The organism is Streptomyces flaveus, from assembly GCF_014647675.1.
Taxonomy (GTDB): Bacteria; Actinomycetota; Actinomycetes; order Streptomycetales; family Streptomycetaceae; genus Streptomyces; species Streptomyces flaveus.
On record NZ_BMPQ01000003.1, the window covers coordinates 249969 to 274441 of the forward strand.

Sequence of the window (24473 nt, forward strand, 5' to 3'; positions counted from 1 at the left end):
CCAGGTTCCGGCGCCCTTCGGCGTACTGCCAAGCTCAGCGGCAGCGCTACCGCATCTTCGGGCCCCCACGCGGCATCCGCATCCCCTTGGGCATCGGGCCCTTCGGCATGGGGAGGTTCGACATGATGTCGCCCAGGGCGCGCAGTCGGTCGTTGGTGGCGGTGACCTGAGGGCCGGTCAGTACGCGGGGCAGCTTCAGCATCGTCGTACGGAGCTTCTTCAGCTCGACCTGGCCCTCGCCGGTCCCCACGAGGATGTCGTGGACGGGTACGTCCGAGACGATGCGCGCCATACGCTTCTTCTCGGCGGCCAGCAGGCTCTTCACTCGGTTCGGGTTGCCCTCGGCCACCAGCACGATGCCGGCCTTGCCGACGGCTCGGTGCACCACGTCCTGCTGGCGGTTCATCGCCACCGCCGGGGTCGTCGTCCAGCCGCGCTTCATGTTGTCCAGCACCGCGGCCGCCGCTCCCGGCTGCCCCTCCATCTGCCCGAAGGCGGCACGTTCGGCCCGTCGTCCGAAGACGATCGCCATCGCGAGGAAGGCGAGGAGGAAGCCGAGAATGCCGAGATAGACCGGGTGCCCGATCAGGAAACCGATCGCGAGAAAGACACCGAGGGTGCCGATTCCGACAGCCCCGAGTACAAGACCGATCTTGGAGTCGGCCCTGCGGGTCATCTTGTAGGTCAGAGCGATCTGCTTGAGTCGCCCGGGGTTCGCAGCGTCCGCTGCGTTGTCCTTCCTCGCCATGCCGAGAAGTCTACGTGGCGCGGGAAGTGCCGACGACGGCGGTGCCGCGTCGGCGGGCGGTCACGGGCGAGGGGCGAACGACGACTGTACGAAGGACTGGTCCAGGACGCGCTGCGCCTCGACCCTGTCCTTGGCCCGGCGGCGGTCCTCCATGACAGAGGTCCATGCGTTACGGCGGGCGGTGCGCTGTCCGCCGCTCATGAGGACCGACTCGACGGCACGGAGTGCATCGGTGAAAGACGGAATCGCTGTGGCGCGTACGGGCGCGGCCTGCATAGTGGAGGTCCCCCCTCGGGTGATGGTTCCGGGATGAGTCTGTACGTGGCGTGAGAACAGAGTCACTGAATGGTGTTACCAGGGCATGACCAAACGGTCAAACGCCAATGAAGCCTGGATGCGAGGCCCGAAAACGCCGACGCGGCCCTGACGGTGGCTCCCATCTGCGGGAACGGTCAGAACCGCGTCGTATCGGACACTACTCACGGGTAACGTCTTGTGTGCGGATTCACACGATCAGCTGGCACTGCGTGCCATCGCGCAGGTCGTACGAGATCTCAGACGGCCTGCGAGGCGACGTACGATCCGCGCTTCTCGACGGCCATCTGGTACAGGCGCCCGGCGCGGTACGAGGAGCGCACCAGCGGCCCGGACATCACACCCGAGAAGCCGATCTGGTCGGCCTCCTCCTTCAGCTCCACGAACTCCTGCGGCTTGACCCAGCGCTCCACGGGGTGGTGGCGCACGGTCGGGCGCAGGTACTGCGTGATGGTGACCAGTTCGCAGCCGGCCTCGTGCAGCTGGCGCAGCGCCTCGCTGATCTCCTCGCGGGTCTCGCCCATGCCGAGGATCAGGTTCGACTTGGTGACCAGGCCGACGTCGCGGGCCTCGGTGATGACCTTCAGGGAGCGCTCGTAGCGGAAGCCGGGGCGGATGCGCTTGAAGATGCGCGGGACCGTCTCGATGTTGTGCGCGAAGACCTCCGGGCGGGAGGAGAAGACCTCGGCGAGCTGGGCCGGCTCGGCGTTGAAGTCGGGGGCCAGCAGCTCGACCTTGGTACGGCCCGCCTCGCGGTTCGCGGTCTGGGCGTGGATCTGGCGCACGGTCTCGGCGTACAGCCAGGCGCCGCCGTCCTCCAGGTCGTCGCGGGCGACGCCGGTGATCGTGGCGTAGTTGAGGTCCATCGTGACCACGGACTCGCCCACGCGGCGGGGCTCGTCACGGTCCAGTGCTTCCGGTTTGCCGGTGTCGATCTGGCAGAAGTCGCAGCGCCTGGTGCACTGGTCGCCGCCGATGAGGAAGGTGGCCTCGCGGTCCTCCCAGCACTCGTAGATGTTGGGGCAGCCCGCCTCCTGGCAGACCGTATGCAGGCCTTCGCTCTTCACGAGGTTCTGCATCTTGGTGTACTCGGGGCCCATTTTCGCCCGGGTCTTGATCCACTCGGGCTTGCGCTCGATGGGGGTCTGGCTGTTGCGGACCTCCAGGCGCAGCATCTTGCGTCCGTCGGGGGTGACTGCGGACACGACCGGCTCCCTGTGCATTCGATTCTTCGGCGCACACCAGCGTACGCCCGTGTTTGATGGGCCTTTCTGTGAGGCCAACCTGTGGGCCTCAAGGTCCATTCCTTGCGTCAGGCGGTCGCCTTCTCGGTCTCCCGCGGCTTCAGGTCCGCGTTCTCCAGTACGTCCCGCAAGTGTTTCTCGGCCACCGGCAGGACCTCGGCGATCGTGACCTCGCGCCCCAGCTCGTACGCCAGTGACGTGACGCCCGCGTCGCGGATGCCGCAGGGGATGATCTTGTCGAAGCTGGAGGTGTCCGGGTTCACGTTCAGGGCGAAGCCGTGCATCGTGACGCCCTTGGCCACGCGGATGCCCATGGCGCAGATCTTGCGGTCCTCGCGACGCTGGCCGGCGTTCGAGGGGGCGTACTCGGGGCCGTTGAGCCGGGGGTCGAACTCGTCGTCCGTCAGGCGTGGGTCGAGGTCGAGTGAGAGTCCCGCCCGTCGCCCGCCACCACCCTCAGCCGAAGCGCTGCGCGCTGCCCCTCCATATCGGGAGGGGCGCTGTTCCACCGGGTCGCCGAGTATCCACACGCCCGCGCGACCCTCGACCCGCGAGGTCTCGAGGCCGAAGTCGGCGCACACGCGGATCATCGCGTCCTCGAGGCGGCGCAGATGGGCGACGACGTCGACGGGCCGCGGCAGCTTCTGGATCGGGTAGCCGACGAGCTGGCCGGGGCCGTGCCAGGTGATCTTGCCGCCGCGGTCCACGTCCACGACCGGGGTGCCGTCGAGGGGCCGCTCCTCGGGAGCGGTGCGCCGGCCCGCCGTGTAGACCGGCGGGTGCTCCAGGAGCAGACAGGTGTCGGGGATCTCGTCCTGGAAGCGGGCGGCGTGCACGCGGCGCTGCTCGTCCCAGGCCTGCTGGTACTCGACGGAGTCCGCTCCGAAACCCATCCGGACGAACCGCAACTCACCCACGGCAAACGCCTCCCTGGAAGACCCGTAAGGCGCGTACGCGCCCCACGCCACTGTACGTCCGGGCTCTGGTCGGCCGAGTTCGGCCCTGTCCGTCCGGCTGACAGGGCGGCAGCCCGCGTCGCGCCCGTCATCCTCGGGCCAATCCTCACACGATCGGATGAATGCGTATCGAAGCCTGCGATCGCGTGCTTACGGAGCGCTACATTCACGCCGTTCACGAGGCCATTTCCCCGAGGCCTGGAAGGCAGGAGTTCGCACCGCAGATGACGGAACGACCCGCGCAGCGCACCCCCAACCGTCAGCTCGCCGCACTGATCGCAGAAGCGGGGTTCTCCAACGCGGGACTAGCCCGTCGCGTGGACCAGCTCGGTCTCGAGCACGGGCTCGATCTGAGATACGACAAGACATCGGTGACCCGCTGGCTACGCGGCCAGCAACCGCGCGGCACGACACCGGCACTGATCGCAGAGGTGTTCACGCGCCGGCTCGGGCGTCGGCTCACCGCGCAGGATCTGGGCCTGGACGCCTGCGCCCCCGTGTACGCGGGGCTCGAGTTCGCGGCCACGCCCGAGGAGGCCGTGGACATCGTCAGCGGACTGTGGCGCAAGGACTCCGGGAGCCACGCGGAGCTGCGCAAGATCGCGTTCACCCCGGCGGGGCTCGTCGTGCCGAGCCGGGACTGGCTGATCGGGCGGCCCGACGACCGGGTGGGCCGCGCCGGGGACCCCGCGGCCGTACGGGTGCCCGCGCAGGGCCGCCCGGGCGCCGTGTCCCGGCAGCGCGCGCAGGCCGAGCGGCAGACCGAGCGCGAGCCCGGGCAACGGGTGACCGCGGGCGACATCGCGGCGCTGCGGAAGGTCGGGGAGCTGTTCCGGGCACTGGACCACGCCTACGGCGGCGGCCACGCCCGGCAGGCCCTGGTGCGCTACCTGGAGCACGAGGCGGAGCCGATGCTGCGCGGCACGTACGGGGAGCAGACCGGGCGTCAGCTGTTCGCCGCCGCCGCCGATCTCACCCGGCTCGCGGGCTGGACCTCGTACGACATCGCCGCGCACGGACTGGCCCAGCGGTACTTCGTGCAGGCGCTGCGGCTCGCGCAGGCGGCGGGGGACCGGGCGTACGGGGCGTACGTCCTGGTGACGATGAGCCGGCAGGCCGTGTACCTGGGCCACGGCCGGGAGGCGGTGCAGCTGGCGCGGGTCGCCCAGCAGGGCGCGGGCTCGTCCGCGCCGTCCGTCGTGCAGGCGCTGCTGCACGCGGCCGAGGCTCGCGGGCACGGGGTGCTCGGCGAGGTACGGGCCTGCACGGCGTCCCTCGTACGCGCGGAGCGGGCGCTGGAGACGGCCCGGCCCACCGACGACATCCCGTACTGGGCGCGCTTCTTCGACCAGGCGCAGCTCGCGGACGAGTTCGGGCACTGCCACCGGGACCTCCAGCAGTACCGCGCCGCCGCCCAGCACGCCGAACGCTCCCTCCAGCTCCGGGCTCCCGGCTACGCCCGCAGCCGCCTCTTCTGCCGCGTCGTCCTTGCCACCGCCCGCCTCGGTCTCGGCGAACTCGACCAGGCCTGCCGGCTGGGCGCGGAGGCGGCGGCCCAGGCCGCCGAGATGCGTTCGGTGCGGGCGGTGGAGTACGTACGGGACTTCGAGCGGCGGCTGGAGCCGTATCGGGACGCGGCGCCGGTGCGGGGGTATCGCGACAAGGTCGCCGCGCTCGGGTAGTGGTGCGGGGTTGGAGGTCCCGCCCCGCGACGGGGCCTCCAACCCTGTCTGGTCACGCGGCCCTGGGTAACGGGGCCGCCGTGTGCGCCGAGTCCGCGCCGAGCTCCGTCAGCAGGGCCGTGGCCGCGCGGTGGCCCGAGTGCAGGGCGCCCTGGACCGTGCTGGTGTCGCGGTGGTCGCCGCAGACGTACAGGCCGGCTAGGAGGCGGACGGGGCGGCGGAGATCGTGCGGAGGCGGCATCGCGGGGACGGCGTCCGGGGTGTGGTGGACGGCGAGGAGCTCCCAGCGGAGCGTGGACGTGCCGTAGAGGTCGGCCAGGTGGGCGCGTACGACCCGGTCGACGTCCGGAGGTGGTGCGCCGAGGATCGTGGACGAGACCAGGGCGCGGCCCGCGGGGGCGCGGGACGGGTCGACCTCGCTGAGGACGGCGGTGTGGGCCACCGGGCCGCGACGGTCCGCGTCGAGGAGCAGCCCCGCTCCGGTCGAGGGCACCTCGTCGGGCGTGTGGTGCACCACCGTCACCGGGTGGAACGGCGGCACCCGCAGGCCGGGCAGCAGCTCGGCGGCGGCGAGGGCGTCGGTCGCCAACAGGACGGCCCGGCAACGGAGTTCGCCGTGTTCCTGGGTACGCACGGACGTCGTGGACACGGACGTGACCTGTACGCCGGTGCGGACCGTCCCTGGCGGCAGAGCGGCGGCGAGCAGCTCCGGCAAGGTGTCGGCGCCGCCCTCCGGCACGCACAGCCGTCCGGCGGCGAAGGCGCGCAGCGCGAGGTCCGCGGACCGGCTGGACATCGTCAGATCCGGGTCGCAGAGCAGTGCGGCCAGCAGCGGCCGCAGAAAGCCCTCGACGGTACGGGCGGGCATTCCGCGCGCCGCCAGCGCGTGACCGGCCGGCCGGTCCGGTCGCGCCAGCAGGCGCTCCACCGGGGCGGCGGCGATCCGGCCGAGCGCGGCGGCGAGCCGTGCCTGGTCGATGGCGCTGCCGAGGGGTGGGAAGGACCGCGGCAGGGGCCGGGCGGCGGCCTGTGGCGCCGCCCGGGCCACGGTGCCGTCGGGCGACGGCCCTGCCCGCCGGGCGGCGCGTGGCCTCCGGGGGGCGGCCACAAAGGCGCGTGCCGCGCCGAGTGCGCCCCTTGCGCCCCCGGCGCTCGTTACGCCCCCGGGCTCGCCCGCCCGGTGCGTACGCCCGTCGGCATGGACGAGTACGCCCGGTGCGAACGGGCGCAGGGTCAGGGTGTCGAGACCCGGAGTGAGACGTATTTCCGGGTACGCCGTGGACAACAGCCGGCCGATCCGGTCGAGCCGGAAACCGTCGACCTTCTCGGTCGACATACGGCCGCCGACGTAAGGGGCGGCCTCCAGGACTACGGTCGTTACTCCTGCGCTGGTCAGCCGGTGGGCAGCCGAGAGTCCCGCGACCCCGGCCCCCACTATGACGACGTCCGCCTGATAAGCGGGCTCAAGCACGTGCCCCTCCTCGAGGTCGCGCGGCTCCTGGGGACGTCATGCCCCCGACATGCTTCCGGAATTCCGGAGTTTCTGGACGAGGTTAGGGGGTGGGGCGCTTTGCGCTGAGCCGCGCATGGGCGGCGCACGGGGGCGCTCCGCTGGGGGCGCGGTTTTCGGGTGCGGGTTGGTGGGTGGCTGGTCGCGCAGTTCCCCGCGCCCCTAGGTTCGTTGGGGGTCGGGGCCGTGGGCCGGTGCGTCAGCCCGTCGCAGGGCGGGCATACGGCCCTTACCTGGTACAAGGTCCTGGTTCTCCGAGACCGGACCTAAGCGACGGGCATACGACGCACCGGCCCACGCCCCCTCCCGCCGGTGGAAGGCTGCGGGTCGTCGGGGGCACGGGCTTCCCCGGGGCGCCGGGATCTTCGGGGCCCGGGGAGCCGCAGGCTTTTGCTTTTAGGGGCGCGGGGCTGTATCTATATGCGGCTCCGCCGCGTGGGCGCGACCAGCCACGACGGGCCCGCAGCCGCGACACGACGTGTCACCCCACCCCGTGGCGGGGGCCGGGGGCGCAGCCCCCGTTTCGGGAAGGGGCGGGGCTGGGGAAAGAAACCTCTCCAACCCCAGCCCCCGCGTACCCGCACCGGAATCAGCCCCGGGCCGCCGCCCGAATCGCGTCCTCGATCCCCGGGAACGCAAAGGAGAAGCCCGACTCCAACAGCCGGGTGGGAAGCACCCGTTGGCTGCCCAGTACGTCCCCGGCCATCTCGCCGAGTGCGAGCCGCAGTGCGGGTGCGGGCACCGCGAAGAGGGTGGGCCGGTGCAGCACGCGGCCCATGGCGGCCGTGATCTCGCGGTTGGTGAGCGGCTGTGGAGCCGTCAGGTTGAAGGGGCCCGACAGGGACTCCGTGTCGAGCAGGTGCCGCAGTGCGGCCACCTCGTCGTGCAGTGTGATGTAGCTCCAGTACTGGCGTCCGTCGCCCAGCCGCCCCCCGAGCCCCGCCTTGAACAGCGGGAACAGCCGCCCCCAGGCGCCGCCCTTGGCGGACACCACCAGTCCGGTGCGCGCGAAGACGGTCCGTACGCCCGCCTCCTCGGCCGGAGCCGCCGCCTCCTCCCACTCCACGCACATCGAGGGCAGAAAACCGTCCCCGGGCGGCGAGTTCTCGTCCACGGCCCGTTCGCCGGTCTCTCCGTAGAAGCCGATCGCGCTGCCATTCACAAAGACCCGCGGCAAGGGGGAGAGGGAGGCGGCCGCCTCCGCGAGCGCCGCCGTCCCGAGCAGTCGGCTGTCGCGGATCTTCCGCTTGTACGCGTCCGTCCAGCGGCGGTCACCGACGCCGGCCCCGGCGAGGTTCACCACGGCGTCGCACCCGGTGAGCCCCGCCGCGTCGACGTACTGCCGCTCGGGATCCCACTCCACCTCGTCCTTCGCCCGGGGTGTACGGCGCACCAGCCGCACCACCTCGTGCCCGTCCGCGGTCAGTGACCGCACCAGTGCCGCACCGATGAGACCGGACGCCCCGGCCACGGCGATTCGGGAAGCTTCCATGCCCCCATCCTCCGCCCACGCTCTCCGGGCCACCGCGCCGAGGGTGCCCGAAGCGTGCCGGAACCCCGGACGAGGGCTCGCAGCCCCGCCGTACAGTGACCTTCATGCCCGCCTTGCACATACGCCCTGCCAGCTACGACGACGAGGACGCGCTGGGCCGGCTCGACCGTGCGACCTGGTCGTATCTGCACGCGGTCCGGCCCCGGGAAGAGCCGCCGTACGAGCCGTTCTTCGGCGACCGCTACGGGCCCCGCGACCATCTCGTCGCGGAGCTGGACGGACGCCTCGTCGGCTATGTGCGCCTCGGTTTCCCCACCCCGCTCGTCTCCAACGCACACGTACGGCAGATCCAGGGCCTCGCCGTCGCCGAGGAGGCGCGCCGCTTCGGCGTGGGCCGGGCGCTGATCCGCGCGGTGATCTCCGAGGCCCGCCGCCAGGGCGCCCTGCGCATCTCGCTGCGCGTCCTCGGTCACAACACCCCGGCCCGCAGGCTGTACGAGTCGGAGGGCTTCGTCGTGGAGGGCGTCCAGCCGGGGGAGTTCTACCTCGACGGGAAGTACGTAGACGACGTGCTGATGGGCCGCAGCCTCTGAGTCCCCGTCAGGGCACCGTCCCTGCCCCCGCCAGTGCTCAAGACGTGACCAGGTCGCCCGTGTCCACCGGCGTCGACGACCTCGCCGCCTGCGCCGCGTCGTCCGCGACCTCGTCGGCGGTCAGGACGTAACCCGTTTCGGCGTCGCTGGTGGACCTGGCGAAGACGACCCCGTACACCTTGCCGTCCGTGGTCAGCAGGGGGCCGCCGGAGTTGCCGGGAAGGACCGTGGAGCGGATGGAGTAGATCTCGCGGGTGACGATCTCGGAGCCGTAGATGTTCTGGCCCCTGGCCTGGATCTTGTTCGCGACGGTGGCCGCCTGGAGGTCCAGGCCGCCGTCCTGCGGGTAGCCCGCGACCACGGCCGCGTCGCCGCGGGTCGCGCTGGTGTCGAAGGGCAGTACGGGGGCTTCGAGGCCCGGTACGTCGAGGACGGCGACGTCCTTGTCGGCGTCGAAGAGGACGACCTTCGCCTCGTACGCCCGGCCCGTGCCGCCCACGCGTACGGTCGGCTCGTCGATGCCCGCCACCACGTGGGCGTTGGTCATCACATGCTCGGAGGCGTAGACGAAGCCGCTGCCCTCGCGGCCCTGGCCGTCCGCGACGCCCTCGACCTTCACCGAGGAACGCGTCGCGGCCCGGCTCGCCACCGCGGTGACGCTGTCCCCGGAGGGCCTGGCGACGCTCGTGGCCGGCTCGCTCTCGAACGGGTTGAAGACCTGCGGGAACCCCGCCTCCGTCAGCGCCGAGGTGGCGCGGGAGAACCACGCCGGGGTCGTCTCCGGCATGACGTCCTGCACCGTGCCGAGCAGCGAGGAGCCGCGGATGGCCTGGTTGAGGACGGGGGAGGCGGACACGGCGAGCACGCTCGCGGCGACCCAGGACACCACCAGGACGGCCACGATGTTGGCCGCGGCTCCGCCGACTCCGTCGGCGATGCGCAGCGGGCCCCGGTCCAGCTCGCGGCGCAGCCGCAGGGCGAGCCGCCCCGCCAGCTCGTGCCCGACCGCGGCCGGCACCAGCACCGTGAGCACCGCCGTGATCGTCGCCGTTGTGGTCCCCGGCGACACCAGGTCCATCATCCAGGGCAGCACCCATACGCCGATGACCGCGCCGCCCACGAAACCGGCCAGCGACACGCAGCCCGCCACGAGCCCGCGCCGGTAGCCGGACGCCGCATAAACGAGGATCACCAGCAACAGCAGGATGTCGAGCAGGTCCACGGAGCACCCTTTCTCTTGGACCCCTCAGTACGCACGCAGCGGGCCCAGTGATCAAGCACGCGCGCGTGGAGCCCGTAAATCGGCCACGCGCGTGTGGGAGCTGCCGCGTCCTCCCGGGGATGACCCCTGGGATCCCCAGCCGGAATCCGTACACGTGCGTGGAACCTAAGAAACGTGCAGGGCCAGGGCGTTGGTTCCACCGGGTGGCACAGCACACATCGCGGAAGGCACGGGTGTCCCGGAGAGTGGGCCTCATGCGTGTCTTCCGTGCACCGCTGTCGCGTATGCCGCGTGTGGTGCGGGTGGCCCTGGTCTGTCTGCCCGGCCTCGCGGCCGTCACCGCGCTGGTCCTCTGGGCCGCGGGCGCCGACCGGACGCAGTCGGGTCCCGGACGGCCCGCCACGGCGCGGACCCCCGCGGGACACCGTGCCGACCGGCCCGCCATCGTGCCCAGGGAGCGCTGGCTCGGCGATGCCGCGTACACGCGCCCGCCCACCCGGTACGCCGACCGCGTCCTGGCCGTGTTCGTGCACCACACCGACTCGCCGAACGACTACGACTGCGCCGACGTGCCCCGCATCATCCGGGACATGTACGTCGGGCAGGCCGGCGGCCGGCAGTGGGACGACATCGGCTACAACTTCCTCGTCGACCGCTGCGGCACCATCTACGAGGGCCGGGCGGGCGGAGTCGAGCGGCCCGTCGTCGGGGCGCACACCCAGGGCTTCAACGTCGGTACGACGGGGATCGCGGCGATCGGCACCTTCACCGCCGGAGTGCCGGTCCCCCAGGCCATGACCGACGCCATCGCGGCCGTCGCCGCCTGGAAGCTGGGCCTCGGCGACATCGACCCGCGCCTCCCGGTCCAGCTGGTCTCCACGAACAGCATGAGCAGGTACCAGGCGGGCACACCCGCGACCTTCGCGGCCGTCGCGGGCCACGCCGACGGCTACTACACCGCCTGCCCGGGCGAGGCCCTGACGGCCCGTCTCCCCGAGATCCGGGAACGGGCGGCCCACCTCCAGGGCAGGCGGTAGCTCACAGGTACGCCACAGCCGGCTCACCGACCACCCAGAGCCACGCCTCCTAGCGTCGAGGCACGCACTGACCGGAGGTGGGGATCATGAACAGTCACCAGAACGAGAACAGCCACGAGAACGGCAGGCAGCGGCCCCGGCGGACATCCCTGTGGACACGGGCCGTACGAAGCCCCTGGACCGTGGCCTGCGTGGTGGCCGCCGTAGTGGTCGGCCCTTCCGCCGCCACCGCGTCGGCCCTCGACCACGCCAACGCGGCACCCCCGCACAGCGCCCCGCCGAAGATCGGTGCGCCCCCGCGCCCCTGAAGGAGGCCGCAGGCCCTCCTTCAGGGGCGCGGGGAACTGCGCGACAAGCCACAACGAACCCGCAGCTTGAAACTGCGCAACCCAGCGGAGCGCAACGGCATCATGAACCCATGCGCGCTGCCCGCCTCATCAAAATGGTGCTGCTCCTCCAGTCCCGCCCCTCCATGACCGCCGCCGAACTCGCCCGCGAACTGGAGGTCTCCGAGCGGACCATCACGCGGGACGCGCAGGCGCTGTCGGAGGCGGGCGTCCCGGTGTACGCGGACCGAGGGCGGGCCGGTGGATACCGGCTCATCGGCGGGTACCGGACCCGGCTCACCGGCCTCGCCCGGAGCGAGGCCGAGGCGCTGTTCCTCAGCGGAGTGCCCGGTGCGCTGCGCGAGATGGGGCTCGAGGACGCCGCCTCGGCCGCGCGGCTGAAGGTGTCGGCGGCGTTGCTGCCGTCCCTGCGCGACGCCCCGCACAGCGCGGCGCAGCGGTTTCATCTGGACGCGCCCGCCTGGTTCGCCGAGCCGAAGACGCCCGAGCTGCTGCCCGCCGTCGCGGAAGCGGTGTGGGACGACCGCCGGATCATCGCCCGTTACCGGCGCCAAGAGGCCGAGGTGAAGCGGGAGTTGGAGCCGTACGGTCTCGTGCTGAAGGCAGGCGTCTGGTACGTGTGCGCCCGCGTGCCGAACCCCGGTTCCTTCCGCGTCTACCGCATCGACCGGTTCACGGCGGTGGAGAGCGGCGACGAGCGCTTCGTACGCGACGAGGCATTCGACCTGCCCGGCTTCTGGGCGGAGCGCGCGGCGCAGTTCGCGCGCTCGATCCTGCGGGCGACGGTGGTGGTGCGGCTGACGGAGGTCGGCAGGCGGCAGCTGAGGTACGCCGTCGATCCGCTCTCCGCACAGGAGGCGCTGGCCGAGGCCGGGCCGCCCGACGGCGAGGGCCGGGTGACGCTCACGCTGCCCGTCGAGTCGCATGACGTGGCGTACACCCAACTCCTCGCCCTAGGCCCTGAGGTAGAGGTCCTTCAGCCGTCCGGGCTGCGGCAGCGCTTCGCGCAGGCGGCGGCCCGGACGGCGGCGTACTACGACGTGCAGGTCACCGATAGCCCGTGACGTCCGCGGGTTTGCCCGCCTGCTCGACCTCCGCGATATAGCGCCAGGCGTCGGGCGCCGAGCCGTCGGAGTCCGTGAAGCCGTACTCCCGGGCCAGGCCTCCGCTGGAGAGCGACTGCCCGTTCCAGCGCGCCACCTCGGGATCGGCGGCGAGCGCGGCCAGCGCCCGTCCGATGTACGTGGGCGACTCGGAGATCGCGAAGTGCGGGGCCTGCTCGCAGGCGTCCCGCCAGTTCTCCTCGGTGACGTGGAAGGCGGAGTCGAGCATCGCCTCGGAGCGCAGCCAGCCCGGCGTGAGACAGACGGCCGTACAGCCGAACTCCCTCAGCTCCTCGCCGAGGCCGTACGCCATGCGGATCGGGGTCGTCTTGGCGAGGTCGTAGAAGAACGGCTTGCGGTAGGTGGCGCGGTTGTACTCCTCGGTGCCGTCGGTGACTTCGACGAGCAGGCCGCCGGGGTTGCGGGTCAGGAGCGGCAGTGCGCAGTGGCTGGTGACGATGTGCGACTCGATGCCGAGGCGCATGACCCGCAGTCCCTTGTCAAGGTCCATCTCCCACATCTTCGGCTGCTCACGCGAACCCATGTCGAGGTGGGTGTCGCCGCCCCAGAGGTCGTTGACGAGGATGTCGAGACGGCCCTGCTCCCGGTCGATGCGTGTGACGAGGGCTCGTACCTGCTCCGGCTCCAGGTGGTCGGTCGGCACGGCGATGCCCCGGCCTTCGGCTCCGGCCGCCGCGTCGACCAGCTCGGCGGTCTCCTCGATGGTCTCGGTGGACCGGCCGACCTCGCTGACGTGGTCACGGGTCGTGCGTCCCGTGGCGTACACGGTGGCTCCGGCGCGTCCCAGCTCCACCGCCATGGCCCGTCCGGCGCCGCGCGTGGCGCCCGCGACCAGGGCGATCTTTCCCTTGAGTGGCTGTGCAGTCTCCATGCGACGAGCATCTCGCCGAAAGCAGACAGCTGCTGTCCGGCTTTCCATCGGGTTTTCCGTCGGCATGTGCGCGCATAACGATCTGCCTGTGCCCAGGTGCGCGGGCCGGGTACAGGCCCGATGCTGGTGCACGTGATGGACGAGACGGAGTTCTGGGAGCTGGTGGACACGGCCCGCGAGGCCGCCGAGGGCGACCCCGACGAGCAGGCCGACCTGCTCGTCGAACGGCTCCTCGGCCTTGACCCGGACTCGGTCCTGGACTTCGCCCGTCACTTCGAGGCCCGCTACAACCGCGCCTACACCTGGGACCTCTGGGGCGCCGCCTGGATCCTCCTCGACGGGGCCAGCGACGACGCCTTCGACTACTTCCGCTGCTGGCTGATCGGTCAGGGGCGCGATGTGTACGAGCATGCCGTGCACGATCCGGACCAGCTCGCCGAGCTCCTGACCGACTTCGACGACGAGGTCGACGGGGACGGCGAGGAGCTCGGCTACGCGGCGGACGAGGCGTACGAACAGCTCACCGGCACCGACGCCCCGGACCTCGGCATCCCGCCCGCGCCCCCGGAGCCGACGGGCACGCCGATCGACTTCGAGAACCAGAAGGTGCTGGCGGAACGTTTTCCCCGGCTGTGGGAGCGGTTCGCGGACTGAGCGCCTGAGCGCCCCTGACTGCCCGGGCGAGGCAGGACAGTCAGGGACGCTTCTGTGTGTTCGTGGCCCTTACAGGCCGTACCGCTCCCTGGCTTCCTTCACGGCGGAAGCCTTGACCTCGCCCCGTCGGGCGAGCTGGGCCAAAGCCGCGACCACGATTGACTCGGCGTCGACGCCGAAGTGGCGGCGGGCCGCCTCGCGGGTGTCCGAGAGGCCGAAGCCGTCGGCGCCGAGCGAGGAGTAGTCCTGCTCGACCCACTGTGCGATCTGGTCGGGGACCTGACGCATGTAGTCGGACACCGCGAGGACCGGACCCTCGGCACCGTGCAGCACCTGACGGACGTACGGCACCCGCTCCTCGCCCCGCAGCAGCGCCGCGTCCGCCTCCAGGGCGTCCCGGCGCAGCTCCGTCCAGGACGTCGCCGACCACACGTCGGAAGCCACGCCCCACTCCTCGGCGAGCAGCTTCTGCGCCTGAAGTGTCCAGTGGATCGCCGTGCCGGAGCCCAGCAGCTGGATGCGCGGCGCGTTGGCAGCGGCCACGTCCAGCCCCGCCGACTCGGCCGTGTTGAAGCGGTACAGGCCCTTGACGATGCCCTCGTCGACGCCGGGGGCGGCGGGCTTCGCGGGCTGCGGAAGGGGCTCGTTGTAGACGGTCAGGTAGTAGAAGACGTTCGGGTCCTCGCCGGGGGCCGCCTCGCCGTACATCCGGCGCAGACCGTCCTTCACGATCGCCGCGACCTCGTACGCGAACGCCGGGTCGTACGTCAGCGCCGCCGGGTTGGTCGCCGCGATGACGGGCGAGTGGCCGTCCGCGTGCTGCAGGCCCTCGCCCGTCAGCGTCGTACGACCGGCCGTCGCGCCGATCAGGAAGCCGCGGCCGAGCTGGTCGCCGAGCTGCCACATCTGGTCGGCCGTGCGCTGCCAGCCGAACATCGAGTAGAAGATGTAGAACGGGATCATCGCTTCGCCGTGCGTGGAGTACGCGGTGGACGCGGCGATGAAGTCGGCCATCGAACCGGCCTCGGTGATCCCCTCGTTCAGGATCTGGCCGTCCTTGGCCTCCTTGTAGTACATCAGCTGGTCGCGGTCGACCGGCTCGTACGTCTGCCCCTTCGGCGAGTAGATGCCGAGGGAGGGGAAGAGGCTCTCCATGCCGAAGGTGCGCGCCTCGTCCGGCACGATCGGCACCCAGCGCCTGCCCGTCTGCTTGTCGCGTACCAGGTCCTTGACCAGGCGTACGAAGGCCATGGTCGTCGCCACGTTCTGCGAGCCGGAGCCCTTGTCGAACGCGGCGAAGGTCTTGTCGGCGGCGGCAGGGAGGGGAGCCAGTGCGTGCGTACGGCGGGCCGGGGCCGGGCCGCCGAGGGCCGCGCGGCGCTCCTGGAGGTAGCGGACCTCGGGGGAGTCGGCGCCGGGGTGGCCGTACGGGACGACGCCGTCCACGAACTGCGCGTCGGAGATGGGCAGTTCGAGCAGGTCACGCATCTGCTTGAACTCGTCCGTCGACAGCTTCTTCATCTGGTGGTTGGCGTTCTTGGACGCGAAGCCCTGGCCGAGCGTGAAGCCCTTCACCGTCTGGGCGAGGATCACCGTCGGGGCGCCCTTGTGCTCGACGGCGGCCTTGTACGCGGCGTACACCTTGCGCGCCTCGTGACCACCGCGGGAGAGGTGGAAGCACTCGAGGATCTTGTCGTCGCTGAGCAGCTTCGCCATCTCGACGAGTGCCGGGTCGGTGCCGAAGAAGTCCTGGCGGATGTAGGCGGCGTCGCGGGTCTGGTACGTCTGCACCTGCGCGTCCGGTACCTCGCGCAGGCGGCGTACGAGCGCGCCCGTGATGTCGAGCTGGAACAGCTCGTCCCAGGCATTGCCCCACAGCGACTTGACGACATTCCAGCCGGCGCCGCGGAACTGCGCCTCCAGCTCCTGCACGATCTTGAAATTCGCGCGGACCGGGCCGTCGAGGCGCTGGAGGTTGCAGTTGATGACGAAGGTCAGGTTGTCCAGACCCTCGCGGGAGGCGAGCGCGAGTGCGGCCGTGGACTCCGGCTCGTCCATCTCGCCGTCGCCGAGGAACGCCCACACGTGCGACTGCGAGACGTCCTTGATACCGCGGCTGGTGAGGTAGCGGTTGAAGCGCGCCTGGTAGATGGCGGAGAGCGGGCCGAGGCCCATCGACACCGTCGGGAACTCCCAGAGCCACGGGAGGCGGCGCGGGTGCGGGTAGGAGGGAAGGCCCTTGCCGCCCGCCTCCTGGCGGAAGTTGTCCAGGTGGGTCTCGTTCAGGCGGCCGTCGAGGAAGGCGCGGGCGTAGATGCCGGGGGAGGCGTGGCCCTGGATGTAGAGCTGGTCGCCGCTGCCGTCCCCCTCCTTGCCCTTGAAGAAGTGGTTGAAGCCCGTCTCGTAGAGCCAGGCCGCGGAGGCGAAGGTGGCGATGTGGCCGCCGACGCCGTGTTTCGAACCCCGGGTCACCATCGCGGCCGCGTTCCAGCGGTTCCACGCGGTGATACGGGCCTCCATCGCCTCGTCGCCGTCCACGGTGGGCTCGGCGGCGGTGGGGATGGTGTTGACGTAGTCGGTCTCAAGGAGCTTGGGCAGCGCGAGACCGCCCGCCTCCGCGCGCTCCAGCGTGCGGCGCATCAGGTACGCGGCGCGGTGCGGCCCGGCCGCCTTGGTGACGGCGTCCAGGGAGGCCCGCCATTCGGCGGTCTCCTCGGGGTCGCGGTCCGGGAGCTGGTCGAGCTCGCTCGGCTGGATAGCGGTGGGGTCGGTCATTGCGCCGCCTTCCGGATACGGAGGGGGCACGTGAAGGGGGTTCCTTCGACGGTCTCCCTCAGCGGTAAGGGGTGGGATGTGCCCTTTGTCTTTGGCAGGACAGGGCGGCGGGCTGTGTGGCAGCCCGTCGGTGACTGTAACTCTCTGATCGATGATCGATCAAAGGGCTGCAGGGCAAAAACTGTCGATGTCGAGAAATTGGCATGCGGTGCCGCACATTCAGGCACGCGGTGCCTTGCGCTCCGCTGGGTTGCGCGGTTTTTGGCTGCGGGTGCGTTGTGGCTGGTCGCGCAGTTCCCCGCGCCCCTAAGAGGCCTGCGGCCTCCTTCGGGGCGCTGGTCGCGCCCGCGTGGCGGAGCCGCACATCGATACAGCCCCGCGCCCCTGAAGGAAGGCCTGCGGCCTCCTTCAGGGGCGCGCTACCGCACTGGACGTCGGCTGGCCCGCGGACGCGTCGGCGTCACGCCGTCGCCGTCTGGGCGGGCTTCGCGCCCTCTGGCTGTTCGGTGGCGGAGGGCGACTGCCTGCGCTCCTCGCGTTCGGCGCGTTCGCGCTCGATGCGTTTGTGTTCCTCGCGTTGCCGTGCGGACTGCTCTCGGGTGATCACTTCCGTGGCGGCGCCGACGGCCACCGCCACCGGCCAGCCGATGGCCCCGGCCGCGGTCATGCCGCCGAGGACGCCGTAGAAGGCCAGCTTGCGGGGCGAGGGGAGCAGCGAAGTGGCCGCGGAGGCCGCGGTGGTGGCCACGGACGCGGCTGCGGAAGCGGTCGTACGGACGTCGGGGAGCCGGATCTTGGAGAAGGCGTCGCCCGGGGTCACGTACGGGATGGGGACCTTGGCGTGCGCGGTGTGCAGGTGCACCACCTTGCCGCCGCCGGTCCGCTTCTCCTGGTCCTGCGCCTCCTGGGTGCCGGTCTCCTCGGCCTGTGTCTCGGCCGGTTGCTGTTCTTTCTGGGGCTCTTCCTGGGACTGTGGCTCGGCGTGTGGGGGAATCATCTCCGCCCTCCCATGCTGGAAAGCGTGAGTCGTTGGTCTCCCCGGAGCGACTTCCATGCATACGGGTCGATAAACCCCTCAAGCGGACAAACTTCCTCAGGGGTTCAGGGTCCGAGCCGGCGGTCAGGCGGGGGCGGTCGGTCAGGCAGCGGCGGCCACCGGGCGCCCGCTCGCGGCGAACGACTTCCAGAGCTGCATGATCAGACGTATGAGAATGGCCTCGACCAGGGCGACCGCCACCTGGGTCAGGATCGTGCTGAGGATCTGCGGCATGGTGAGCCGCCTTTCATGAGGGCGTGCGGGGTTACGGCTCCTTTGTGCGCCCCGACACCATCCGGCGGGCTGCCCCAAGGTGACCTGCGCGTGAATATCCCCTTGCGGTCCGGTCAGGTCAAGCCCTGCCGCCCGCTGAACTTCCCATCCGCGTGACCGCCCCGGCCACGCCCTGCGCCACGGCGGGCATCAGAACCGAGCCCGCCGCCGACGCCACCGCGATCGTCCAGCCCACCGGACCCAGCGGCCGACTGCCGAAGAAGTGGCTGAGCCCGGGCACACTCACCACCACACCCAGCACCACCAAGGATCCGACCACGGCCGCGGCGACCACCGGGTCGCGGCCCGCGTCCTGCAACGTCTGGAGCAACTGCGACGCCACCAGGGCGACCAGCGAGACGGTGTCGGCGTGCGTCCGGGTGCCGGTCGCCCGCGCGGCGATCCAGGCGACGGTGGCCGCCGCCGTGGTGACGGCGGCACGCAGCCGGATGTGCCGCATCAGGGCCTTGCCGAGGGATGCCTCCGGGCCCTCCGCGAGCAGCCGGTCGGTCTTGTCGGCGGGCGGGCGGGCGGCGATCGCCATGGCGGGCAGCATGTCGGTGAGCAGGTTGACCAGCAGGAGCTGCCGCGCGTTCAGCGCGCTGCGTCCGGTGAACAGGGTGCTCGCCAGGGTGAAGGCGATCTCCCCCAGGTTGCCGCCGAGCAGGATGCCCAGCGCCTTGCGCACCGAGGCCCACATGGCCCGGCCCTCGACGAAGGCGTCGACGATGGTCTCGATACGGTCGTCGGTGACCACCACGTCGGCGGCGGCGCGGGCCGCCGGGGTGGCACGGGAACCCAGCGCGATACCGACGTCGGCGATCCGGATGGCGGGCGCGTCATTGGCACCGTCGCCGGTGACGGCGACGATCCGGCCAGCCGCGCGCAGCGCGGTGACGATACGGACCTTGTGCCCCGGGGTGACCCGGGCGAACACCGTGATCTCCGGCAGCGTCTTCGCGAGCGCCGAGTCGTCCAGGGAGTCCAGCTCCGCCCCGGTCATCAGCCGCGGCTCCTCCTCGGGCCGCAGCTCCCGGGCGATCGCGGCGGCGGTGCTGGGATGATCGCCGGTGAGCATGACGATACGTACCCCTGCCCTGGTCAGCCGGTCCACGCTCTCGGCCGCTGTGGACCGCACCGGGTCCGCGAGGCCGAGCAGACCCAGCAGACTCAGCTCGCCGACGTCCTCGTCATCGAGCGACTCGAGCGACTCCGGCGGCTCGGGAGCACCTGCGCCCGTGGGCAGCACCCGTTCGGCGACCGCGAGGACCCGCAGACCGCGCCGCGCCAGCCGGTCGATCTCCGCTTCGAACTCCTCCCGCACCTGGTCGTCGAAGGGCTCGGGGCTGTCGTCCCGGCGGATGCTCACGCAGCGGGCCAGTACGACCTCGGGTGCGCCCTTGACGACGATCCGCGTCTCGGAGTCGGAGCGGCCCAGCACGGCGTGGTAGCCGCGCCCCGGCTCGAACGGCAGCTCCGCAAGGCCCTCCCAGGAGTCCGTACCGAGCCCGGCGGCCCGGGCGGGAGGGGCACCGAGCAGTTCGGCGCCGGCCGCGATGGCACGGTCGGTGGGGTGGGCGAGCGTCGCCGCCCGACCCGGCGGACCCGCGAGGGCGGCCGTGGCGACGATCCGGCGCAGCGCCGGAGTGAGCCGGTCGGGCGGACGTTCCTCCCGGGCGTCGGAGACCTGCTGGAGACTGATCCGGCCCTCGGTGAGCGTGCCCGTCTTGTCGAAGCACAGCACATCGGTACGGCCCAGCGCCTCGATGGTGGAGGCGCTGCGTACGAGGGTGTCGCGGGTGGACAGCCGGCGGGCCGCGGCCAGCTCCGCGACCGTGGCGACGAAGGGCAGCCCCTCGGGCACGGCTGCCACGCACAGGCTGACCGCGGACCCCAGGGCGGCGCCCAGGGGCCGCCTGCGCAGCAGGTCCACGGCGAAGAGGACGACACCCGCGGCGACGGACAGCGGCAGGAACCAGTGGCCCAGCGCCTTCAGCCGTCGCTCCACACCGCTCTCCGGCGGCCCGCCCTCGGGGCCCGCCTCCGCCGCGCTGCCCGCCTCGGTGGCCGTACCGGTGGCGACGACCACGGCCAGCGCCTCGCCGGCCGCCACCGTCGTCCCCTGATAGAGCATGGACGTACGGTCCGCGACCACCCGGGCCGCGGTCGGCGCGGCGCTCTTCACGACCGGCAGCGACTCGCCGGTGAGACTGGACTCGTCGACCTCCAGGCCCTGTGCCCGCACCACCCGGCAGTCCGCCGGGACCGCGTCCCCGGCCCGCAGCTCGATCACATCGCCGCGCACCAGGTGCTCACCTGCCGCCTCCACCGCCTCGGTCCGGCCGGGCCGGCGTACGCGCACCCGCGCCGAGGTGGCCTCGACCAGCCGTTCCGCAGCCTGGTCCGCCTGCTGCCGCTGCACCCCGCCGACCAGCGCGTCGACGCCGAGTACGCCGCCGATGAGCACTGCGTCCAGTACGGAGCCGAGCGCGGCCGAGATGCCGCCGCCGATCGCCAGGATGGGCGTGAGCGGATTGGCCAGTTCCTCGGCGACCCTGCCGACCAGGGTGACGGCACCGTCGCGCCGGTCACGGCCCGCGAACTGCCGGCGCCGCGCAGCCTCGGCCTCGTCCAGGCCCCGGGACGAGGTGCCGAGCCGGGTCATCACCTGACGTACCGCCATGGCATGCCAGGGCGTACGCTCGGCCGCCGCCGGGACCGGACGTCCGTGCAGCCGCCAGCCCGCCCAGAAGCCCGTCGCGATCCCGGCGATGGTCACCGCGTCCGTCACCAGCCGGGCCCGCGCCCAGGCCCCCGGCCGGGGCACCAGCAGCGCGAGGCCCGAGCCCGCCACGGCGCCGGCAGCCTCAAGGCGGGTGCAGAGCCGGCTGATCCGCCGGGCCTCCGGCAGGGCCGTCAGCAGCAGGTGGACGACATCGGGCGGGGCGGCGACATCGGCGTCCCACGGCACATGGCGCAGGCCGGTGATCACTCCGATGCCCAGGTCCGCGCGGACGAGGGCGCGCCGGGTCCGTGCCGAGACCACGGCGACACCGTGGCCCTGCGACTGGAGGGAGCGGACCAGGGCGGCCGTACGCCGATGCCCCGTGCGCGCGGCCTCGCGCAGCCCGAACCGGCGGTGCAGACCGGGCGGGCCGCCCACCAGCCGCACCTGGCCGCACTCCCGTGCCGCGCGCACCAAGTGGTGGGCGAGCGGATGCAGTTGGGGGGCCAGGGCGGCCACGGCCACCGGCCTGCCCGCCCGCAGGACGAGCACGACCCGCGCCCCCTCCTCGGCCCACTGCCGGGCGAGCGCGGCGGGCCGGGCGGGCAGCTCGGCGCCCGGGGCGGCGTCCACACCGGTGAACGGCCGCAGCTCCCAGTCCCCCTGCCGCTGTGGCGGTAAGGGACCGGCACCGGGCGGCCGGGCGCGCCTCGGCGGACCGTCCGGCTCCATCAACTCGTGGATCCGCGCGTGCAGTTCGTCGTCGTCCGGACCGTCCTGCTCCTGCTCGACAGCGCCCTCCGGGCCGCCGTTCAGGAGCGCCACGCCCTCGACCGTCCAGCCGCCGGTGGCCAGCACCCTGGCGTCGAGGACCACCGTGTCGATCCGGTCCATGCGGCGCATCGCCTCCGGCCGCAGCGCGAGTGCCCCGCGGTCGGAGACCGCCCGGGCCACCGAGGACGCGAACGCCTCCCGGCCGAACTGCGGGCCCCGAGGCGTCCCCGCGATCAGCAGCGCCAGGCTCCGGTCGTGGCTGAGCGGGCCGATCGCCGTCAGCGCGTACGTCGCCAGGGACACCGGAGCCGCCACGTTCGCGTACCGGTCGCCCGGCCCCGGCGGCAGCGGGGCGGGCCGCTCGTACCCCGGTACCGCGTCATGCCGGTACGTCCCCTCGTGCACGGCCAGCCTGCGTGCCCAGTCCGCCCATGCCCCGCGCCGGGCCTGCACCTCCACATACCGGGCTGCGGCCAGCGCGGCGGCCACCGTGGCGCCGAGCGGCCGGAACGTCAGCGTCGTCACCAGCAGGTTCGTCAGGGCGAAGCCGCGCTCCGTGGCCTTCTCGCCGATCCGGCGGGCCAGCCCGTCGCGCACTGGCGGCGCCGACTCCACGAGCTGGACCGCCGACATCACCACCGGCGGCAGACCCCGAAGCCGGAGCCGGTTGCCCACCGTCGCCACACCCACCGCCACCAGGCCCGTGCCGAGCCGGACGGCCGCCCCGACCGCGGCGCCCGGATCACCCGGGAAGCCGACCTGGCTCCGCGCCCGCCCGGCCTCGCCCGCCCGCCGGGCGTCCGCCGTGGCGACGAGTCCGGTGACGCGCTCCAGGTCGGTCCCGGGCCCGCAGCCGACGTATACGCAGCCCAGCGCGCCGTTCACCTCGGCACGGCTCACCCCCGGCACCCGCCGCAGCCCGGCCTCCACCTCACGTGCCGCGCCCGCCGTACCGGGCCGCCCCAGACGCCGGACCTCGATCTGCACGCCTCCGGGGGTCCGCCAGAACCGGGGCGCCGACGTCGAGGACCGCAACAGCGCCGTCGGCACGGCGGCCAGCCGCTCCGCGCCGGAACGGACCGTGGAGGACGCCATGGAGCACATGGCCGAAGGCAAGAGCACGGACTTGGCGAGCACGGAGGAGAGCACTGGCAGGATCATGCGGACTCCACCATCGACCGGCGGCGGGGGTGGGCGGCGTCCCAGGGGAAGACGCGACTTACACCAGTATGTGCATGCATGGGTGGCTTGCGCCCGGCGCGGTACCGCGCGCTTGAGGGGCCGCAGGCCCCGATAGGGGCGCGGGGAACTGCGCGACCAGCCACGACGGCGCCGCAGCCGAATCACTGCACCCCCAGCGGAGCGCTTACGCGTCAGCGCGCGGGGCGCACCCCAGCACATGCTCCTTCACCAGCCGACCGATGTCGGGATCCCGGCGTTTGAACGCCGCGACCAACGCCTCGTGCTCCTCCGCGTACGACTGCTGCCGGGTGCCGAGCCACCGGATCGACAGGGCCGTGAACACCTCGATGCCCAGCCCCTCCCAGGTGTGCAGCAGCACGCTGTTCCCGGCCGCCCGCACCATCTCCCGGTGGAAAGCCACGGTGTGCCGCACCTGGGCCTCACCGTCGGCCGTGCGGTCCGCCTCGTACAGCGCCGCGACCTCGGGCTCCAGCGCCGAGGAGTCCTCGGCCAGCTGCTGCGCCGCCAGCTCGGCGGCTATCTGCTCCAGACCGGCCCGTACCGGATATATCTCCTCCAGGTCGGCCGCCGTCAGGCTCCTGACCCGCACGCCCTTGTTCGGCGCCGACTCGATCAGCCGCAGCGCCTCCAGTTCCCGCAGAGCCTCCCGTACGGGCGTCTGGCTGACCTCCAGCTCCACGGCGATCCGCCGCTCCACGATCCGTTCGCCCGGCTTCCAGCGCCCGCTCACGATGCCGTCCACGATGTGCTCGCGGATCTGTTCGCGCAGCGAGTGGACGACGGGCGCGGTCATGAGGGGCTCCTTTGAAGGGGGTGTACGAGGACCCCGAGGCGTTGACGTCTAGACAATAAGGCCGAGTTCCCGTCGGAGAGGGGCGTGAAGGGCTGCTTCAGCGCAGGTGAGACCAGCCTTACATGCTGCCAGGGGCCCGCCAGTTGTAAAGAACCGTGCGCATGACGCGTACGGATACTCCATGCGGACACGACGACGCCCTCGTCCTCCGAAGAGGACGAGGGCGCGTACGTACGAAAGGAGTTACAGACCGAGCTCGACCTCGAACTCGCCCGCCTCCAGGATCGCCTTGACCGCCGTCAGGTAGCGGGCGGCGTCGGCGCCGTCCACCAGGCGGTGGTCGTAGGAGAGCGTCAGGTACGTCATGTCGCGTACGCCGATGACGGAGCCCTCGTCGGTCTCGATGACCGCCGGACGCTTGACCGTGGCACCGATGCCGAGGATCGCGACCTGACCCGGCGGCACGATGATCGTGTCGAACAGCGCGCCGCGCGAACCGGTGTTGCTGATGGTGAAGGTCGCGCCGGACAGCTCGTCCGGAGTGATCTTGTTGCCCCGGACCTTGCCCGCCAGGTCGGCGGTGGCCTTGGCGATACCGGCGAGGTTGAGGTTGCCGGCGCCCTTGATGACCGGGGTCATCAGGCCCTTCTCGGAGTCCACCGCGATACCGATGTTCTCGGTGTCGAAGTAGGTGATCGTGCCCTCTTCGACGTTGATCCGGGCGTTGATGGGCGCGTGGGCCTTCAGGGCCTGGGCCGCCGCCTTCACGAAGAACGGCATCGGGGAGAGCTTGACGCCCTCGCGCGCCGCGAACGCGTCCTTGGCCTTGGCACGCAGCCTCATCAGCCGCGTGACGTCGACCTCGACGACCGAGGACAGCTGGGCCTGCTCGTGCAGGGCCTTGACCATGTTGTCGCCGATGACCTTGCGGATGCGCGGCATCTTGACGGTCTGGCCACGCAGCGGGGAGGCCTCGAGAACCGGGGCCTTCTTCGCGGCGGTGGCAGCCGGGGCAGCGGCGGCAGGAGCCGGAGCAGCGGCGGCGGCCTTCGCGGCCTCCTCCGCGGAGACCGACGTGCCCTTCAGAGCCGCGCGGACC

General features: G+C 72.0%; 20 protein-coding genes. 6 read left to right on the forward strand and 14 right to left on the reverse strand.

Annotated features, from left to right (window positions below; genetic code table 11):
- Positions 1-46: 46 nt before the first annotated feature.
- The 4 genes from IEZ21_RS07875 to lipB all read right to left on the reverse strand — a co-directional run bounded on the left by IEZ21_RS07875 (position 47) and on the right by lipB (position 3224).
- Positions 47-748, reverse strand: coding sequence for a DUF4191 domain-containing protein (locus IEZ21_RS07875; protein WP_033325492.1), 702 nt, complete (start codon positions 746-748; stop codon positions 47-49).
- Between the two features lie 60 nt (positions 749-808).
- Complete coding sequence (locus IEZ21_RS07880) at positions 809-1024, reverse strand: SCO2195 family GlnR-regulated protein (protein ID WP_189321147.1); 216 nt, start codon at positions 1022-1024, stop codon at positions 809-811.
- A 278-nt stretch (positions 1025-1302) separates the two neighbouring features.
- Complete coding sequence (gene lipA / locus IEZ21_RS07885; RefSeq protein WP_189321148.1) at positions 1303-2268, reverse strand: lipoyl synthase; 966 nt, start codon at positions 2266-2268, stop codon at positions 1303-1305.
- A gap of 107 nt (positions 2269-2375) precedes the next feature.
- Complete coding sequence (gene lipB / locus IEZ21_RS07890) at positions 2376-3224, reverse strand: lipoyl(octanoyl) transferase LipB (RefSeq protein WP_189321149.1); 849 nt, start codon at positions 3222-3224, stop codon at positions 2376-2378.
- A 263-nt stretch (positions 3225-3487) separates the two neighbouring features.
- Between lipB and IEZ21_RS07895 the strand changes: the two genes are divergently transcribed.
- Positions 3488-4945, forward strand: coding sequence for an NsdA family TPR-like regulatory protein (locus IEZ21_RS07895; RefSeq protein ID WP_189321150.1), 1458 nt, complete (start codon positions 3488-3490; stop codon positions 4943-4945).
- A gap of 52 nt (positions 4946-4997) precedes the next feature.
- Here the strand turns inward: IEZ21_RS07895 and IEZ21_RS07900 are convergent, their stop codons facing one another.
- Entirely contained in the window at positions 4998-6416 is a 1419-nt protein-coding gene (locus tag IEZ21_RS07900; protein WP_189321151.1) for an NAD(P)/FAD-dependent oxidoreductase, read from the reverse strand.
- A 628-nt stretch (positions 6417-7044) separates the two neighbouring features.
- Positions 7045-7947: a TIGR01777 family oxidoreductase gene (locus IEZ21_RS07905; RefSeq protein ID WP_189321152.1), complete on the reverse strand. Its 903-nt coding sequence runs from the start codon at positions 7945-7947 to the stop codon at positions 7045-7047.
- Between the two features lie 104 nt (positions 7948-8051).
- Between IEZ21_RS07905 and IEZ21_RS07910 the strand changes: the two genes are divergently transcribed.
- A complete protein-coding gene (locus IEZ21_RS07910) occupies positions 8052-8540 on the forward strand; it encodes a GNAT family N-acetyltransferase (RefSeq protein ID WP_189321153.1) in 489 nt (162 codons plus the stop codon).
- Between the two features lie 37 nt (positions 8541-8577).
- On the opposite strand, the gene IEZ21_RS07915 is transcribed toward IEZ21_RS07910, so the two are convergent.
- Positions 8578-9762: a MarP family serine protease gene (locus tag IEZ21_RS07915; protein WP_189321154.1), complete on the reverse strand. Its 1185-nt coding sequence runs from the start codon at positions 9760-9762 to the stop codon at positions 8578-8580.
- A gap of 254 nt (positions 9763-10016) precedes the next feature.
- Here IEZ21_RS07915 and IEZ21_RS07920 point away from each other — a divergent pair, with 254 nt between their 5' ends.
- The 3 genes from IEZ21_RS07920 (at position 10017) to IEZ21_RS07930 (ending at position 12210) form a co-directional block, all read left to right on the forward strand.
- Positions 10017-10799 (forward strand): peptidoglycan recognition protein family protein, encoded by a 783-nt coding sequence (locus IEZ21_RS07920; protein ID WP_246567396.1) that lies wholly within the window; start codon positions 10017-10019, stop codon positions 10797-10799.
- Between the two features lie 86 nt (positions 10800-10885).
- Entirely contained in the window at positions 10886-11107 is a 222-nt protein-coding gene (locus IEZ21_RS07925; RefSeq protein WP_189321415.1) for a hypothetical protein, read from the forward strand.
- A 110-nt stretch (positions 11108-11217) separates the two neighbouring features.
- On the forward strand, positions 11218-12210 hold the full coding sequence (locus tag IEZ21_RS07930; protein ID WP_189321155.1) for a helix-turn-helix transcriptional regulator: 993 nt from the start codon (positions 11218-11220) through the stop codon (positions 12208-12210).
- On the opposite strand, the gene IEZ21_RS07935 is transcribed toward IEZ21_RS07930, so the two are convergent.
- On the reverse strand, positions 12194-13141 hold the full coding sequence (locus tag IEZ21_RS07935; RefSeq protein WP_189321156.1) for an SDR family oxidoreductase: 948 nt from the start codon (positions 13139-13141) through the stop codon (positions 12194-12196). The genes IEZ21_RS07930 and IEZ21_RS07935 overlap by 17 nt on opposite strands.
- Positions 13142-13276: 135 nt before the next feature.
- Between IEZ21_RS07935 and IEZ21_RS07940 the strand changes: the two genes are divergently transcribed.
- Positions 13277-13795, forward strand: coding sequence for a DUF4240 domain-containing protein (locus IEZ21_RS07940; RefSeq protein ID WP_033325610.1), 519 nt, complete (start codon positions 13277-13279; stop codon positions 13793-13795).
- A gap of 69 nt (positions 13796-13864) precedes the next feature.
- Here IEZ21_RS07940 and aceE read toward each other — a convergent pair whose 3' ends face one another.
- The 6 genes from aceE to IEZ21_RS47425 all read right to left on the reverse strand — a co-directional run.
- On the reverse strand, positions 13865-16570 hold the full coding sequence (gene aceE / locus IEZ21_RS07945) for a pyruvate dehydrogenase (acetyl-transferring), homodimeric type (protein WP_189321157.1): 2706 nt from the start codon (positions 16568-16570) through the stop codon (positions 13865-13867).
- A 460-nt stretch (positions 16571-17030) separates the two neighbouring features.
- A complete protein-coding gene (locus IEZ21_RS07950; RefSeq protein ID WP_189321158.1) occupies positions 17031-17567 on the reverse strand; it encodes a hypothetical protein in 537 nt (178 codons plus the stop codon).
- A gap of 141 nt (positions 17568-17708) precedes the next feature.
- The gene (locus IEZ21_RS48395) at positions 17709-17840 is read right to left on the reverse strand and encodes a hypothetical protein (RefSeq protein WP_281399400.1); all 132 of its coding nucleotides are present in this window, start codon (positions 17838-17840) and stop codon (positions 17709-17711) included.
- Positions 17841-17958: 118 nt separating this feature from the next.
- Positions 17959-22539 (reverse strand): cation-translocating P-type ATPase, encoded by a 4581-nt coding sequence (locus IEZ21_RS07955; protein ID WP_189321159.1) that lies wholly within the window; start codon positions 22537-22539, stop codon positions 17959-17961.
- 205 nt (positions 22540-22744) lie between these two features.
- Positions 22745-23374, reverse strand: coding sequence for a GntR family transcriptional regulator (locus IEZ21_RS07960; RefSeq protein ID WP_189321160.1), 630 nt, complete (start codon positions 23372-23374; stop codon positions 22745-22747).
- A 243-nt stretch (positions 23375-23617) separates the two neighbouring features.
- A partial coding sequence (locus IEZ21_RS47425) for a 2-oxo acid dehydrogenase subunit E2 (protein ID WP_246567398.1) occupies positions 23618-24473 on the reverse strand: 856 nt, incomplete at its 5' end.